The organism is Sphingobacterium detergens (assembly GCF_003610355.1).
Classification (GTDB): domain Bacteria; phylum Bacteroidota; class Bacteroidia; order Sphingobacteriales; family Sphingobacteriaceae; genus Sphingobacterium; species Sphingobacterium detergens.
On the sequence record NZ_RAPY01000001.1, the window covers coordinates 2,520,603 to 2,535,846 of the forward strand.

Annotated in this window: 17 protein-coding genes; 12 read left to right on the forward strand and 5 right to left on the reverse strand. The window is 38.3% G+C overall.

Translation table 11 applies throughout. The features are described 5' to 3' along the window. Nucleotides 1-298: 298 nt before the first annotated feature. Nucleotides 299-922, forward strand: a complete 624-nt coding sequence (locus DFQ12_RS10810) for an outer membrane beta-barrel protein (protein WP_120258926.1) — start codon at nt 299-301, stop codon at nt 920-922. 17 nt (nt 923-939) lie between these two features. On the opposite strand, the gene DFQ12_RS10815 is transcribed toward DFQ12_RS10810, so the two are convergent. Beyond that, on the reverse strand, nt 940-1,377 hold the full coding sequence (locus DFQ12_RS10815) for a GNAT family N-acetyltransferase (RefSeq protein ID WP_120258927.1): 438 nt from the start codon (nt 1,375-1,377) through the stop codon (nt 940-942). 214 nt (nt 1,378-1,591) lie between these two features. Between DFQ12_RS10815 and DFQ12_RS10820 the strand changes: the two genes are divergently transcribed. After that, nucleotides 1,592-2,413: an SH3 domain-containing protein gene (locus tag DFQ12_RS10820; protein WP_120258928.1), complete on the forward strand. Its 822-nt coding sequence runs from the start codon at nt 1,592-1,594 to the stop codon at nt 2,411-2,413. A gap of 31 nt (nt 2,414-2,444) precedes the next feature. Continuing rightward, nucleotides 2,445-3,476 (forward strand): hypothetical protein, encoded by a 1,032-nt coding sequence (locus DFQ12_RS10825; RefSeq protein ID WP_120258929.1) that lies wholly within the window; start codon nt 2,445-2,447, stop codon nt 3,474-3,476. Nucleotides 3,477-3,559: 83 nt separating this feature from the next. Here DFQ12_RS10825 and DFQ12_RS10830 read toward each other — a convergent pair whose 3' ends face one another. Beyond that, nucleotides 3,560-4,459 (reverse strand): helix-turn-helix domain-containing protein, encoded by a 900-nt coding sequence (locus DFQ12_RS10830; protein WP_120258930.1) that lies wholly within the window; start codon nt 4,457-4,459, stop codon nt 3,560-3,562. 338 nt (nt 4,460-4,797) lie between these two features. Here DFQ12_RS10830 and DFQ12_RS10835 point away from each other — a divergent pair, with 338 nt between their 5' ends. The 5 genes from DFQ12_RS10835 to DFQ12_RS10855 all read left to right on the forward strand — a co-directional run bounded on the left by DFQ12_RS10835 (nt 4,798) and on the right by DFQ12_RS10855 (nt 8,455). Then, a complete protein-coding gene (locus DFQ12_RS10835) occupies nt 4,798-5,847 on the forward strand; it encodes an alpha/beta hydrolase (RefSeq protein WP_120258931.1) in 1,050 nt (349 codons plus the stop codon). Between the two features lie 24 nt (nt 5,848-5,871). Further along, nucleotides 5,872-6,318 carry a nuclear transport factor 2 family protein gene (locus DFQ12_RS10840; RefSeq protein WP_120258932.1) on the forward strand — a complete coding sequence of 149 codons (447 nt, stop codon included), beginning with the start codon at nt 5,872-5,874 and terminating at the stop codon, nt 6,316-6,318. 51 nt (nt 6,319-6,369) lie between these two features. Next, on the forward strand, nt 6,370-7,095 hold the full coding sequence (locus DFQ12_RS10845; protein WP_120258933.1) for a carboxymuconolactone decarboxylase family protein: 726 nt from the start codon (nt 6,370-6,372) through the stop codon (nt 7,093-7,095). A gap of 4 nt (nt 7,096-7,099) precedes the next feature. After that, nucleotides 7,100-7,615 carry a cupin domain-containing protein gene (locus DFQ12_RS10850; RefSeq protein ID WP_244211714.1) on the forward strand — a complete coding sequence of 172 codons (516 nt, stop codon included), beginning with the start codon at nt 7,100-7,102 and terminating at the stop codon, nt 7,613-7,615. A gap of 201 nt (nt 7,616-7,816) precedes the next feature. After that, a complete protein-coding gene (locus DFQ12_RS10855; protein ID WP_120258935.1) occupies nt 7,817-8,455 on the forward strand; it encodes a hypothetical protein in 639 nt (212 codons plus the stop codon). Nucleotides 8,456-8,982: 527 nt separating this feature from the next. Here the strand turns inward: DFQ12_RS10855 and DFQ12_RS10860 are convergent. From DFQ12_RS10860 to DFQ12_RS10870, 3 genes are all read right to left on the reverse strand, one after another. Next, a complete protein-coding gene (locus tag DFQ12_RS10860; protein ID WP_120258936.1) occupies nt 8,983-9,990 on the reverse strand; it encodes a bestrophin family protein in 1,008 nt (335 codons plus the stop codon). Nucleotides 9,991-10,251: 261 nt separating this feature from the next. After that, the gene (locus tag DFQ12_RS10865; RefSeq protein ID WP_120258937.1) at nt 10,252-11,505 is read right to left on the reverse strand and encodes an outer membrane beta-barrel protein; all 1,254 of its coding nucleotides are present in this window, start codon (nt 11,503-11,505) and stop codon (nt 10,252-10,254) included. Beyond that, nucleotides 11,502-12,080, reverse strand: a complete 579-nt coding sequence (locus DFQ12_RS10870) for an RNA polymerase sigma factor (RefSeq protein ID WP_208642504.1) — start codon at nt 12,078-12,080, stop codon at nt 11,502-11,504. Before DFQ12_RS10870 ends, DFQ12_RS10865 begins: the two co-directional genes overlap by 4 nt. A gap of 162 nt (nt 12,081-12,242) precedes the next feature. On the opposite strand from DFQ12_RS10870, the gene DFQ12_RS10875 reads away from it, so the two are divergent. The 4 genes from DFQ12_RS10875 to DFQ12_RS10890 all read left to right on the forward strand — a co-directional run bounded on the left by DFQ12_RS10875 (nt 12,243) and on the right by DFQ12_RS10890 (nt 15,169). After that, on the forward strand, nt 12,243-13,091 hold the full coding sequence (locus tag DFQ12_RS10875; protein WP_120258939.1) for a hypothetical protein: 849 nt from the start codon (nt 12,243-12,245) through the stop codon (nt 13,089-13,091). A 155-nt stretch (nt 13,092-13,246) separates the two neighbouring features. Next, nucleotides 13,247-13,651, forward strand: a complete 405-nt coding sequence (locus DFQ12_RS10880; RefSeq protein ID WP_147420384.1) for a c-type cytochrome — start codon at nt 13,247-13,249, stop codon at nt 13,649-13,651. A 12-nt stretch (nt 13,652-13,663) separates the two neighbouring features. Beyond that, nucleotides 13,664-14,212: a YceI family protein gene (locus tag DFQ12_RS10885; RefSeq protein ID WP_120258941.1), complete on the forward strand. Its 549-nt coding sequence runs from the start codon at nt 13,664-13,666 to the stop codon at nt 14,210-14,212. A gap of 18 nt (nt 14,213-14,230) precedes the next feature. Then, nucleotides 14,231-15,169, forward strand: a complete 939-nt coding sequence (locus DFQ12_RS10890; protein WP_120258942.1) for a DUF5777 family beta-barrel protein — start codon at nt 14,231-14,233, stop codon at nt 15,167-15,169. Nucleotides 15,170-15,244 lie beyond the last annotated feature (75 nt).

A 15,244-nucleotide genomic window follows, 5' to 3' on the forward strand; every position in this document is an offset into this window, starting at 1 on the left:
CATCTATTTGATTAGCAGAATATCGAACGCGAGTTTCCATTGATTCGCTACAACATTAAGTAACAGATAGATCTGCCCCGTCAATAGCCCCTGCAATAAAGTTGAAGCTGTTGATTGAAAATTATTTGTGGCAATTACGTAATCTTAATATTTCTCCATATATTCAATAATTAATTAAACAGCTATTTATTATCCAAAAAAAATAGATACTATAATTTGAAAAGATGGTTGAAAGGCTTAGCCTACCAATTGATCCAACATTAAATTTGACACAAAAAAGCACAACAATAGATTAACTATGCTAAAAAACTTACGTTCCAAGTCATTATTGGTTGTTTTGACAGTTTTGGGAACCTTCGTAGACGCTCAGGAAAACCGTCTAGGACTTTACAGTTTAGAACTGTCAATTACACCTTTGTCAACTGTCCACATTGCTCCCTTTCAAAGCCTAATAGGGAATGGAAGCCAAGAAAGCAAACATTACTTATCTGGGTTGATACGCGGTACTTACAAGTATAACGAAAGATGGTCCTTCAATGCCGGCATTGGTTATTCGACGCAAAAAGTAATCACAGAAAGTGCGATAGTAAATCCCGAACTTGAAAGAAAAATATATTCCTCAAATCTCCATGTATTAGAGATTCCTCTAGAAGCACGATTATCTTTTTTAAAATATTTTTATGCAAATGCAGGCCCTATTTTACATTTCCAGCTGAACTCCAATGATCTTGTCGATAAGCAAACTGGTGTTGGCGTAACCATTGGTGTTAGCACTAAAGTACCACTATCCCAACGTTTTGCAGTTTCACTCTCACCTCATTATAAAATGTATTCACTGATTCCATTCCAGTCTGAGAACTATCATGATAGGACACATATCTTCGGAGTCGAAGTTGGTCTAGTCTTTAACATTCGCAAATAAAATAATAGAGCCGCAGCTTAGTAGCTATTAACTTCTAATCCCATGTGTAGGATAGGGTATTCTTTACCCTGTCCGTCCAATGCGGACCTTTTAAGAACTTTAAATCCGATATGCTTGTAGAAATCCACGGCTTGGATATTTTGCTCATTTACATCGACGTTAGCCACCTCCAGATGTTTTATTGCATGATAAATCAGTTGTTTTCCGATTCCTTTACCACGAAAATCATTGTGAATAAATAACATTTCCAGGTTCTCTCCAGCAATCCCCATAAACGCAACTAATACGCCATTTTCCTCATAGCCCAACAAGGCAACATGCTCAAAATAGGTTGGAATTTGCGCCTTATAATAATTAAAATCCTCCTCTTTCAGAAAATCATGTGTGTTCAACACAGCACTCTCCCATATTTGAATCAGATTTTGATAATCACTCGTTTCAATTTTTCTAATCATACCTGTAAATTTTGAACGGTAAAAAAAGCACCCCACCCATTCATTGTAATTTAAAATAAAAATTTTATAGAATAAAATTGCAATTATAGCTATATTTCATCTATATAAATTTGTTTATTCATTCGTCAATTTTCCCTTTAAGGCATTCGTGCTGCCTTCGGCGGTTTCAATTGTGATGAAGCGATCAGATTGACTCATAAAATAAATTATCTCTATGGCAAGCCTCAAAACATTCATTCATAAAAAAACTTGGATTTTCAGTTTTTTAGCATTTGTTTTTAGCTTAAATGCATTTGCACAACAAGTATCCAAAACCTATTATGCCACACTGTCTGAGGGGGTGAAACTTTATGAAAGTCCCAGCGAACAAGCAAAGGTCCTAACGACCGTCGCCTATGGTTCTAAAGTGACCTTCAATAATTCGGATGCAGATAAGCTGACCATGCTAGACAATTCAGTGGTCGTAAATGGAGCAAGAACTTATTGGATGAAAGTAATACATAATAATGTCAAGGGTTATGTTATAAAAGATAATTTGGCAACCATACATCCACCGAAGGAGAATACGGATAAGCTTTCTGATTGGTTGAAACAATTCGCTCAACCCTTCGCCAATAAATGGGAAAGTGGCAAAATAGCTGAATCCTTGAGCGAAAGTGAACATGACAATTACATCTCAAGGCAAATATTTCAAAACGGAATACTTCTAACGGTGACCTCAGGTTATGATGTAAATTCCTCGGAGACTGTGCAGATACCAAATACCAATGCATTCGCAGTTTATAACCTGATACAACATATCGGAAGTTTTAAATCGGTTTTTAAATTAAATACAGTACTGCGTGAAGGGACATCTAGTTTTAAAGATAGCGAAGGCAACGAATATAAATGGGAGGTCTTCTATCAGAAAGGAGAAGAAATTGAAGACAAAATTCTACAGTCAGTTGTAATAACCTGGAACAATGGAAATAACAATACACTCAAAATATCCACGCTTGGTAATGATATTGTTGTTTTTTATGAAACCACACTGTAATTCTGTTACGATCCAGTATAATTTTTAAAATATGATAAACCTGAATTACAGTCTTTTTTCCCGTTTCATCGGTATCTTAGTATACCTTGCTCCAATGACAGGAAACGCTCAAGTGGCATCTTTCTATCAGGTTACACCTGTTGAGATCGAAGGCTATTTCACAAAGACAATATTCCCGTTTAACCCAACTTTTATGAAGGAAAATAGGGTAAAAAATGTAACCCTCAAAAGTCAGGAAAATGGAATTGCCAATCACTATGCATTTGATTCCAATGGTCTTTTGGCGAGCATAAGTATGACCCGATTCAATAAAGAAAAAATAGATACTGTTTTTTATATAGCATATCACTATAATACCAATGGTCTTGTCGCTAGAGAAGCGAGAATTGATTATCATAATGGCATCGTAAAAATAAAGCTGTATGGGTATGACGAAAAAAATCGAATTGACAATATCAGAATCTTTTCCTTGAACGCTCAAATGCCCAATAGAACACAAAATAATGATTGGATGGGCGAACCTGTTCCCGGTTTAGATCAAATCATTCTCAAAGGATCTTGGCCGGATGAAAATCTATTAAATAACATGATCAATGAAAATAAGTTTTCTTCCTGGCGATATCGTTATTTTACAGAGAATAAATTTGAGGCAGAGGAACGTACAGAATTCTTCGATTTTGTAAAAAATGGGGGTAGTCAAGATACCTGTCACCAAAAGATGACGTATTATTATCTAAATAATCATCCTATTGTTCAATTTCTCCATTCTGGTTGTGCTGCCAAGACCATACCCTCCGAACAATATGATTTTAAAGATGGACTTCTACTGGCAATAACTGAAACAAATGCCAGTGTTGAGCCTAGAAATGAAAAATATACCTATGACAAAAACAAAAATCTGGTATTGATGCAAAATAGCTGGAATGGACAAAAAGTAAGCGAGTTGATTATGACGTATAATAAAAAAGGCTTTCTAACGACCATACAACGAAAATCTGAAACAGCTAAAATGGCTCATTATTTTGAAGATCGCATCCTCGATCTGAGCTACACCTTCTATTGAAAAATTACATCTTATTAACCGGTTTCGTTAAAATATGTCTTCAAAAATCTTTAGATAGATATCACCAGCAAAATTGATCGACCTTAATTTAAATTTGCAGTTCTGTATTCCCCCGGAGTTTTTCCGATTGTCTTTTTGAAAAACCTATTAAAATGTTGTGGGTATTTGAATCCGAGTTCAAACGCTATCTCACCAATACTTTTTTCAGTATCAAATATTTTCTGTTTTGCAAGTTCGATCAATTTGAATTGAATAAATTCCTGCGGTGATTTGCCAGTTTCCTTCTTAATAAGATCACCAAAATAGTTCGGAGAAAGATACAACTGTTCAGCACAATAAGATACTGTCGGAAAGCCATTCTCCTGCGGTTTTTCAGAATTAAAATAATCGTCCAAAAGCGTCTCAAATTTTTCTAATATTCCTTTATTTACATTGTCACGGGTGATAAACTGTCTATCATAAAAACGCTGACAATAATCGAGGAAGAGCTCAATATTGGAAACGATCAGCTTCTTGGTATGCTTGTCGATGTTATGTTTTAACTCAAGTTTGATTTTCTCCAAACAGTCAATGATGGTCTTCCTTTCCTGCTCTGATAAATGTAGCGCTTCACTGGCTGAATAGGCAAAATAAGAATAATTGCTAATGTCCTTGGCGAGCGAAGTCCCATATAAAAGCTCCGGATGGAAAACCAAAGCTGTACCCTGGGGTTGATAATATTCATTTCCATTCTCCCCGATCACCTGTCCCGGTGCGAGAAATATCAAAGTACCTTCCTCGTAATCGTAATTCTTCAGTCCATATCTCAAGTCTCCACATTTCACTTCTTTAAAGAATATGGTATAAAATTCATACCTAAGCTTCGACAACTTTCTTGGATCCGCTTTGCTCAAATCAACAATGCTAATCAAGGGATGCAACGTTTCATTATTATTGAAATTGTTGTATTCTTTGATTGTTTTAAAATTGATAATCTCTTCCATGGCAATTTCTTATTTATTCAAAATTACAAAACTGAAATCCAATATTTTATTAAACAGGCTATCATCAGTAATAATGGTATCAATATAAGTAATCCATATACCATATTCCGCTGCTGCAAACCTGAGATTTGTATTGTGAGCACATTGTATCAGGATAAACAATTAAAAACTAAAAGTTTGGATAAGTAATATTGGTAGTAATACCTGTAATCCGTATACCCAAAAAGCAAGCCAACATGCTGAACTTTGCATAAACACCGAAAACAGCGATGAAGGTACTAACGATAGATTGGTTTGTAAAAATTAAATAACAGGAAATAACTTTAAAATCACATCAAATGGAACAGATAAAATATATTATAGTAGCCATGTTTATGGCAACGGGCATGATCACAGAAGCACAGAACAAGTCCAAAAACCCCTTTGGTCTTGTCTATGGGGATGCCATCAAGGAAAATATAAAAGGTGAAGTAAATATCCATCCCGTCAGCTACAAATTGAATGGAATCGATATCGCTGCCAACGTATATACTCCTGCGGATTACGATAGTTCAAAGAAATATCCGGCGGTTGTTGTCGCCCATCCTAACGGTGGTATCAAGGAGCAAACCGCGGGCCTATATGCACAGCGTCTGGCAGAAGTGGGTTACATTACCATTGCTGCCGATGCAGCTTATCAGGGTGCAAGTGGTGGCACTCCACGTCATACAGACAGACCCCAATTCCGCACAGAAGATATCCGTGGAATGGCAGACTTTATTAGTTCGTATACTGGCGTAGATGCAAACAAAGTAGGTGCGTTGGGAGTTTGCGGTGGTGGTGGTTATACCCTCAAAGCAGCGCAATCGGACAAGCGTCTAAAAGCCATAGCTACCCTGAGTATGTTCAATTCTGGTGAGGTAAGACGTAATGGTTTTCAGAATTCCCAGATAAATACCATCCAAGAGCGCCTAAAACAAGCTTCGGATGCCCGCGCGCAAGAAGCTGCCGGTGGAGAGATCAAGCTTTCGGGGCTCGCCAGCGTAACGGATGAAGAAATTGCCAAAACGCCAACCGATCTCTATCGTGAAGGATTTGTCTATTACTACCGGACCCACGCTCATCCCAATTCAACCTTTCTCTATACGACAAGCAGTCTGATGGATCTGATGACATGGGATGCCACTGATCAGATCGAACTTATCGGTCAACCGCTGCTCATGATCGCAGGAAGTAAAGCTGACACAAAATATATGAGCGACGAAGCTTTTCCAAAAGCAATCAATGCAAAAAACAAGGAGCTTTTTGTAATCGAAGGGGCCACACATATTGAAACCTACTGGAAACCGGAATATGTTGAAGAAGCTGTAGGAAAATTGACCAACTTCTTTGGTAAGAATCTGAAATAAGGGATTTAAAACGAATCAAACAACATGAAAAAATTAATATTCAATATGCTATTCATCGTCATGGGACTACAGTTGTCCTTTGCACAGCAATCTTCTCCCGATCAGGAGATCATGGCGATATCCAAAGAAAAATGGCAATGGATGGCTGATAAAAACACCTCCGAATTGGATAAGCTCTTTCATGAAAAATCCATGTTCGTCCATATGGGCGGCTCCTGGGGGAAACAACAGGAACTCGATATCATCAAGAGCGGCGGTATCTGGTACAAAAAAGCGGATATCCACGAAGTATCTGTAAATATTATCGACAATACAGCCATTTTATTAAACAGAATTGACCTATTGGCTGTTGTTGGTGGGAATGAGGTAAACAATCCTTTTATGGTGACTGAGGTTTACATGAAACAGAACGGTGTCTGGAAATTGGGCTCTTTGTCATTCACAAAGCTACTTGTCCCTGATAGCAGGTAATTGAAAAAAGATCACTATTCCAGAACGCAGATTGTATAATCAAGAATAACAATGACTAGCAATAAATTAAACAACATACTACTTATCTTATTTGTATCCCTTTCCTATATGTTGAAAGCGCAGACAAACCCAAAGAAAAGCTTATCTTTAAAAGAACAGCATATTGTGGCCATCGCCGCATCCACTTCAAAAGGAGATCTCGCTATGCTCAAAACAGAACTGGAAACAGGACTTGACGCCGGTTTGACGGTTAACCAGATCAAGGAGGTCATTGTGCATATCTATGCCTATGCTGGGTTTCCAAGAAGTATCCGCGGCCTACAAACATTCATGGCTGTACTGGACGAACGAAAAGCAAAAGGTATAACAGATCCACCCGGAGCCGAAGCTTCGCCTATTGATAATAGTGAAAGTAAATATGCACGTGGGCGGACAATACTGCAGCAACTAACGGGTGTCCCTGAAATGGGAACGAAAGCTGGTTATGCCGCTTTTGCCCCTATTATAGAAGTTTTTCTGAAAGAACATCTATTTGCTGATATTTTTGAACGGGATATTTTGAGTTATACAGAACGGGAGCTGGTCACAATATCGGTACTCGCAAGTATAGGTGGCGTCGAGCCCATGCTTCAATCCCATTTGAAAATATGTCTGAATGTCGGCCTGACTGCCGAACAATTGCAACAATTCGTTACGATCATAAAGTCAAAGATCGGGGAAGATGACGCAATTGTTGCTGGAAATGTACTGGACGAGGTGCTGAAGACAACAAAGTAAAACAATGAAACAGCTATTACAAATGAAACACTTAAAAATAATTACTCCACTGATATTCACCACCCTGCTTTCGGCATGTGGAAACAAGGTACAATCCATCAATACTGATATGAACAGAACTGAAAATCTGATTTTTGCCAAAGGAAAAAAAATCGAAAATGATAATTTCACGGGAACAGCCTGGCTTAACAGCCTGGTCGATGCGGATAGTACCAACCAAAATGCTGTTGGGAGTGTAACCTTTGAACCGGGTGCACGAACAAAATGGCATTCTCACCCAGCAGGGCAAATTATATTAGCTTTGGATGGGGTTGGATATTATCAGGAAAAGGGTAAGGAAAAGGTGATCGTAAGGAAAGGAGAAGTTGTGAAGTGTCCGATCAATGTCCCTCATTGGCATGGAGCGAGCGCGGATACAGCCTTCGTACAGATTGCGATAACTGGGCGGGAAAAAGGAGAAACAGTCTGGCTAGAACCTGTAAGCGACGCGGAATACCATGGCGGGCAGAAAGAAAGGTAGCCCTAATCCCTGTGACATACTTCGTATTAATGAGTCATGAAGATCCAATAAGCAGTAGCAAGTATTCTGGAGATCCCATTAGTCGAATTGTAAAAGGGATATCACGGATTGTAAATAGATAAGATTTAATTTTATAGTAGTCATTAATTTTAGTTTATAAAGGCTGATGCTATTGGTTCAGCTCGTTAAACCTTCGACAAAATGACAACAGCAAACAACGTTCGGGCAATTGCAGAAAAAGTTAAATCCTTCGCTATGGGATTTATTGGCACATTTTTTTTGGCTCTTGGAGTCAGTTATTTTAATGAGCAATCATCTTATAGAATCCCAAGAATATTACTTCCTGTTTATGAATTTTTAGGAAATATAGGTTTAGCAATCGGTTTACTTATATTGGGCGGTATACTTTTATATTATGCTTACATCAAATTTAAAAAATACGGTGGCAAACCGGTTATCATGCTGATTGTTCTACCCCTGTTTACACTACTAGCTTTTGGTTTAAATACATTCTTCAACAATAATCAGTCTGGCAAAAAAGGGTACAGTGCGCAAAATAGACAAGCGACAGAACAGGTAGGAAACGCAAATCGTCCCAAGTTAAACAATGAGAAAGCAGAAAAATATTTGGATAAACTGGAAAACCTATTTGCTGAAATGACCAAGGCTAAAGAGCATGCTGATGAAAATAGGTTTAAGCTCCTGGAGACACAGTTTTTAGATTTGGGTACTGAATTAGCTATTATTATCCCAGAAATGGCCAAAACAGATCAATATCCAAGTTTCATACAATATAACGCCTATGTATCAAACAAGATCCATAAGATGCGAATGAACTAACAGACTCCTAGCATAGTGATTGAAACGAATAGTGTTTCCAACAAAAGTTCTAACACTTTCAGTTTAAGATATACATTTTCCTATGCTCCCGACATGCATGAGAGAAATGATAAATACAAGGATCTTACATTAAAATTAGAACCAGTGTAAGATCTTTTTCGCTAGATGGGATTGAACGACAGATAGACCATGAATTGATCATTGATTAAAACAATACATAAACAAAACCTTCATGCTCTTGTAAGCACCAACAGCCATGAAAATCAACTGAAGGTCCTTTCTGACCAATAGAAAACAGACACTTTCACAAAAAAAAGGTTTTCAAACGGGGAGAATGAAAACCTTTAAATAACCAATTATAAACCTAAATTATGATAGCACAAATATAAAGATCTAAAATCATAAAAACAAAAATATCTACCAAAATAGTAGATATTTTTGTTTTTCATTCTGTTTTCAATCCTTTACACACATGCTGTTTTCGAGCTAAAAAGAACAAAAAAGCTGCGACGGACAGAATAAACGGTTTACATTAAAATATTATTTTCAGCAACAATAGGTTGCGGTAGCGAAGTCTCATCCAACATATCACGCATATCAATTTCGATCATTCGGCTAATTTGTGTAATCGGTATATCATTGGCACTACCTTCAAATGGATTGACGGAGCTCTCTCCTATAGTATCCAAAACGTGAAATGCCCATGCTACGATTGTCGAAAACAAAACATTAAGCCAAATACTATATCCTTCCAGAAACGTCCCCTCACCCAATTTATCATACTCCCGGAGCAAACCAAAAGGCAATAATAAAATAAACACAAACATCAGATAAGTCGTAACCGAAGCGAAATTGCGCGGATAAGGAAAGTTTTTGATGCGCTCGGCTTTTCCCTGATCATCGATCAGCCTGATGATCCCCTGTTGCAGCTCCAGCCATTGAATATCATTGATATGCCCCTCTTTTTTCAGGACAGCAACTTGTTCCGACTGTAATGCCAACAATTGGGTTGCCCTATTCTTTTTGGACAGAATATAAGTGAGTTCCTTTTCTTCCAGGTAGCTTCCCAACACTTCCTCCAACTTGCCATCCCATTCAGGAATACGATAATGTGTACGCAGAAATTCTTGATTGCTCTTACGACTGGTATTTTCCCAATTACGTGGTTCCCTAAGTTGGTATCGCAATGCGGTAAGCCAGGCAAAGTGCCGGTAGAACAATTGTTTTACAATCGGACTCTGCTTTCCACCGGCCGTATCACGTACCAAAAATGCGAAATTACGACTGTCGTTGATCACGCTGCCATAGATCTGCCTCGCTTCCCAAATACGCCCATAACTCGCATTATTTTTAAATCCGACAATGAAAGCCAAGCCAGTCCCCAACAGAGCTAGGGGCTGCCAGGGTAATGCAAGAAAATGCCAGCCAAAATAATATAAAGCGGTAGGGACTGTAGCTATTAAAAGTATCCACAAGGTATCGCGGAAAGTCCATTTGAAAAATTCCTGGGGACTGTATCTTCTTCCGGTATGCATAGTCTATTTGATCATATGTTCTCTTGAAAATACGAAATATTCTGCATTAATCAACTGTCATTCATTAATATCCATTATCCTTCTACAGCATACTTTATTGCATACAGTTGTACCCGATTCAAGCATGATGATCTATCCGTATAATAGTATAGACGGTTGAAACAACCAATTGTCCCTGTCTTTTTCCTTCGTCCGACAGAATTATTCAACTTTAAACAGGAACAGCTTGATGCTTGATCAGTATATACTGATCGTATCATGTTATAAACTCAATCCCAGTGTAAACGCGACACCTTTTGATTGTAAGTCCACATTCCCATATCCTATTCCTGTTAGAGGTATCTTAACAAAAGGTTTTATGCCTATATTAATCTTGTTGCTGATTTTCTTTTCAACCGATATCGAAAAGTCTGCTACACCAAAAATATGCTGGTTTTCGCCATTGACCTCATAGCTTGCACTTTTTTTATCGTTGTAACTACTTTTGGCTTCATAGACTGCACCCTTTTTGCCTCCGTAACTGGCTTCACCTTCATAGTCAAATGTATATTTTTCCTTCAGCATAAAATAGCTGGACAGACCAGCACTGACATTAAACTTTACCTTTTTACTTTTCAATACCGTATAATTTGCTGTCAGGGGGACATCGATCACATCACATACGGCACTGACCTGGTTAGGTAACTGTGTCAGTTGTGGGGGATTTGAGGGAGAGTAAAAGCTGTATGCTGACTTATAATTCTTCTTGGCATAGATAGCGCCAACAGAAACACTCAACCCTTTAATTAGTGGATAGGAATAAGCCAAACCAACGTTCTGACTTACGGAAGATTTACCGGAACCTTTTACACTCGTTAGATCAGGTCCCGCCAAAAGTGTTAACACTGACGACTCTCGTTTTGGCACACTAGGCTCTTCAACCTGCTTTTGATTATACAACGCGGCTAACCGATCTCCTGTTGTTTCAACCGGATCCAGGGATAAGTCAAAACGTGGAAGTTGCCCAGTTTTAAATTTCATTTTCGGAACCGTAAAATCGGCTTTTGTATCAATACGCCGCAAGATACCTTGATTTGCTTCTGGGAGCGCTGTTATCATATTATTTTGTGTCAGCTCTCCAGCAGTTTTTTCCCCCAGACTAAAATCAACATTTTCTTTCAACCTAGATTTTATATTTTCCGTTTTTCCTTGAGGCCTTATCCGTGAAAAATCATGCTGAATAATCGTATCCCCTACCTGCTGCTCAGATTTATTTATAGCAGCGGATTGAACAGAATTATCCATTTTTTTGCTTTCTACCGGTACATCCTTATTCCAGATAAAAAAAAGAGCGAGTACTGCGGCAGCTGCCATAGATAGTGCTGTAAGGAAATACAATGTTGACTTTCTTTTTTTTCGATCATTGTTCAATCGAGACTCCATCTCCTCCCAATGCGATTCATTAAAGTCAAAATTGGCTTCATCGAGACCTTCTCTAAAGATCTCATCAATCTTGTTCTTGTCCTTTTCCATCATGTATTCTCCCCAGTTTTACCTTTTGTCTCCTCTTGGCTTTTCACCATTTCAGCAAGTCGTCCGCGGGCTTTATGCAAATTGGATTTTGAAGTTCCAACTGCAATCCCCAGCATATCACTGATCTCTTCATGTCCATACCCATCAATCGCATAAAGATTAAACACTGTACGATAGGCTGGTGGAAGCCGATGTATCATCAGTAGCAAATCCTCGTAATTCAATTTTTGAGTTATCGTATCATTATCGGCAATAGCATGTTCAACCATAGCAATATCGACCAGGTACCCCTGTCTAATTTTCGCGCGATAGAAATCTATTGCCGTGTTTGTCATGATTTTTTTTATCCAGGTAGATAAAGGCTTCTGATAATCATATTTGATTATATTTTTAAATACTTTAAAAAATCCCTCGTTTAAAATACCTATTGCATCTTCTTTATTATCGGCATATCGTAAACATATACCCAGCGCCAGCGCATAATATGTGGTATAAAGATCTTTTTGAGATCTGCGGTCCTCATTTATGCATCCCTTAATAATATGGATAGATTTTTCGTCAACTTCTTTTATCGCCACTCGATATTGTTGCTTTTCTTTTGATAAATATAGTATAAAATGTAGTACGATGAGATAATAAGAAAGGTTGCCTGCAATGAAAAAAATATTTTTTTTTATTGCAGGCAACCTTTTCCAGCGCATGGTCGTAATGGCTAGTATCAACAATTAAAACTTAGTATTATGGAACTTAACCCAAAAAATGTAAAAACAGCCCTAGTGGCCGTCTTCCTGTTATCCCTATTTTCGTCTTGTTCTAAAGATGACGATAAAGCTCCTGAAGATAAAAAGAAAGGAATACAAACAACTGCAAATGCTCAATTTGGCACCATTCTGACTGATGCTAATGGGAAAACGCTCTATTTCTTTTCAAATGATACAAAAGGCATGTCAACATGTACGGGAAATTGTCTATCCACCTGGCCGGTTTATCATAACAATGAGACTAGTTCTGATATGAAGATCGATAAAAGTCTTCTGGGCGAAATTACGAGAGCCGATGGTAACAAACAAAGCACCTACAAAGGTTGGCCATTATATTATTATGCAGGAGACAGCCAATCTGATCCTGTAAAAGGAGATGCCGTAAATAAAATCTGGTATGTGGCAAAGCCCGATTATCTGCTGATGGTTGCCAATGCACAACTTGTCGGGCATGATGGGAAAAACTATCTGGGAGATTACACGGAAGGTACGGGCAGCACCTTGTATTTAACCGACGATAAAGGTCGAACACTTTATGCCTTTAGCCCTGACAAATTCAATAAAAATACGTTTACCAAACCCGATTTCAGCAATGATAACATCTGGCCCATCTATCAAATGGACAAAGGAGCCTTACCGTCCCTCATAAAATCGGCAGATATCTCCGTTATCGATGTTTTTGGTAAAAAACAATTGACTTTCAAAGGATGGCCTATGTACTATTTTGGTCAGGATCAACAACGTGGTGACAACAAAGGAATTAGCTTCCCTCGCCCCGCTGTATGGCCAATCTTGAATGACAAAACAACTACCGCACCTACTAGCTAAATTATAGTTTATGAAGCTACAATGATTTATTCAAATAAACGGCCAGCTGAACGGAGTCCGAAACATTCGAATGAGTCCCTGAACAGCAACAGCAGATAAAAATGTGTAAAAATAAAGCTGGTAGCTTCATCAACTTCGAGAAAAAAATGATACAGATGAAAAAACTAAAAATAGCTAGAACGCTCATTCCGAACAATAAGTTCATGTTGACTATTGCGACTATTATTGTAATAGCGATTGCACTTACAGGATGTACAAAAAAACAGGCCGAGGAATTATCTCCTGAACCTCCGGGCCCAGAAGAAGTTACCGTAAAAAATGTATCCTATACAAATTTTGCAAAAGCACTTTTTGAAACCAAATGCAGGTCATGCCATACCGCTGGACGACCTGCCAGTGCACGCTGGGAATTTAACGGATATAACTCTGTCAAAGATCATATTACAAGAATTAACAACGTCGTATTGGTGACCAAAACGATGCCCATCGGGGGCACCTTGACAGCGAAAGAAATAGAATTGCTGGATGCTTGGATCAAACGCAATACTCCGGAAAACTAATGCAAAACTCATATGAATAAGATACATATCTATAGTATACTCCTGTTATTGCTTGGGAGTAAAGCGACATTCGCTCAGCAGACAAATTCCTTAGTCTCCAAAGCTGCAAGCATTTCTTTTTTCAGCAGTGCCCCCCTGGAAGATATAGAAGCGAAAAGCAGTTTAGCGGGGTCTGCCCTAAATATCAAAACAGGAGAAATTATCTTTCGGGTAAAAATTACCTCATTTCAATTTGATAAAAAACTGATGCAGGAGCATTTTAATGAAAACTATATGGAGAGCGATAAATATCCGCTCTCTGAATTTAAAGGTAAGATCGAAGAATGTGAAAAATTAGCCAAAGATGGCACCTACAAATTGAATGTCTCAGGTACTTTACAAATTCACGGTGTCGGTAAATCCTATTCTACCGCGGCAACTTTCAATGTGAAGAATGGTGCAATAAAAGCTATCGCAGCCTTTGATGTCAGACTGGCAGACCATAAAATCAGTATTCCCTCCATCGTCGGAAAGAAAATTGCGGAGGTCGTGAAAGTAAAAATAGAAGCTGCTTATAACTAATAATTATTCCATTCAATTATGAAAAGTATACTATGCATAATGCTATCTATTATTTCGCTCAAAGTAGTTGCACAGGAAGATCTCGATAAAATGATCAAGCTTGAAGGGCCAAAGAACGAAAAAGTTACTGCAACATTTAAATCAGGCAACTTGATCAATCTAAAAACTACTGAAACCATTCATCGAAATGAAATGGACTTCAGAGTAGATCACCGGTTTGGGGATATTGGAGGAAGTGCCGGCGGAGCAAAAAATTTCTTCGGTCTTGACAATTCAACAGATATCCGGATCGGTTTTGATTATGGTTTAACGGATAATATCAACATCGGAATCGCCAGAGCGAAAGGTGCCACAGAAGTCAGACAGCTCTATGAGGGTAATATCAAATACCGCTTTGCTGAACAAACAATAGACAATAGTGTACCTGTTTCGATCGCCTTTTTTGGAAGCACAGTCGTATCCGCGATGGAGGCTACGGAAGAAAAACATTCAGCGGCAAGTTTCGAACGGTTCAGCGACCGTCTGAGCTATGTGACGCAATTGATTATTGCTCGAAAATTCAGTTCGAGTTTTTCTCTTACTGTTGTACCCTCCTATCTTCACCGTAATTATACAGCTTATAATGATCAGAATAACATGTTTGCAATCGGTATTGGTGGTAGGGCGAAAGTAAGTAAAAGGATAGCATTCGTTGCCGATTATTTCCTTCCCTTCCGTCAATCCTCGAAAAAGAAATACCGCGAAGAGGTAACTGGCCAACGCTACTATAATGCTTTAGGAGTTGGTTTGGAAATGGACACAGGTGGACATATATTTCATCTCAATTTTACAAATGCAACAGCGATACAAGAATCACAGTTTATCAGTGAGACCAACAGTTCATGGGGGAAAGGACAATTTAGATGGGGATTCAATATTGCAAGACGTTTTAATTTTAACAAAAAAGAGAAGGGATAAAATCAGTATACACGCTGCGCTTATTGATTTGCTATCAATGATATTAATCGTTTAAAGCTGAACTATTATCCCCTC

Bases quoted from the DNA above. Each gene is read 5' to 3' on its own strand.
- DFQ12_RS10810 (WP_120258926.1), top strand. From the start codon at position 299: ATGCTAAAAAACTTACGTTCCAAGTCATTATTGGTTGTTTTGACAGTT.
- DFQ12_RS10815 (WP_120258927.1), bottom strand. From the start codon at position 1,377: ATGATTAGAAAAATTGAAACGAGTGATTATCAAAATCTGATTCAAATA.
- DFQ12_RS10820 (WP_120258928.1), top strand. From the start codon at position 1,592: ATGGCAAGCCTCAAAACATTCATTCATAAAAAAACTTGGATTTTCAGT.
- DFQ12_RS10825 (WP_120258929.1), top strand. From the start codon at position 2,445: ATGATAAACCTGAATTACAGTCTTTTTTCCCGTTTCATCGGTATCTTA.
- DFQ12_RS10830 (WP_120258930.1), bottom strand. From the start codon at position 4,459: ATGGAAGAGATTATCAATTTTAAAACAATCAAAGAATACAACAATTTC.
- DFQ12_RS10835 (WP_120258931.1), top strand. From the start codon at position 4,798: ATGGAACAGATAAAATATATTATAGTAGCCATGTTTATGGCAACGGGC.
- DFQ12_RS10840 (WP_120258932.1), top strand. From the start codon at position 5,872: ATGAAAAAATTAATATTCAATATGCTATTCATCGTCATGGGACTACAG.
- DFQ12_RS10845 (WP_120258933.1), top strand. From the start codon at position 6,370: ATGACTAGCAATAAATTAAACAACATACTACTTATCTTATTTGTATCC.
- DFQ12_RS10850 (WP_244211714.1), top strand. From the start codon at position 7,100: ATGAAACAGCTATTACAAATGAAACACTTAAAAATAATTACTCCACTG.
- DFQ12_RS10855 (WP_120258935.1), top strand. From the start codon at position 7,817: ATGACAACAGCAAACAACGTTCGGGCAATTGCAGAAAAAGTTAAATCC.
- DFQ12_RS10860 (WP_120258936.1), bottom strand. From the start codon at position 9,990: ATGCATACCGGAAGAAGATACAGTCCCCAGGAATTTTTCAAATGGACT.
- DFQ12_RS10865 (WP_120258937.1), bottom strand. From the start codon at position 11,505: ATGATGGAAAAGGACAAGAACAAGATTGATGAGATCTTTAGAGAAGGT.
- DFQ12_RS10875 (WP_120258939.1), top strand. From the start codon at position 12,243: ATGGAACTTAACCCAAAAAATGTAAAAACAGCCCTAGTGGCCGTCTTC.
- DFQ12_RS10880 (WP_147420384.1), top strand. From the start codon at position 13,247: ATGAAAAAACTAAAAATAGCTAGAACGCTCATTCCGAACAATAAGTTC.
- DFQ12_RS10885 (WP_120258941.1), top strand. From the start codon at position 13,664: ATGAATAAGATACATATCTATAGTATACTCCTGTTATTGCTTGGGAGT.
- DFQ12_RS10890 (WP_120258942.1), top strand. From the start codon at position 14,231: ATGAAAAGTATACTATGCATAATGCTATCTATTATTTCGCTCAAAGTA.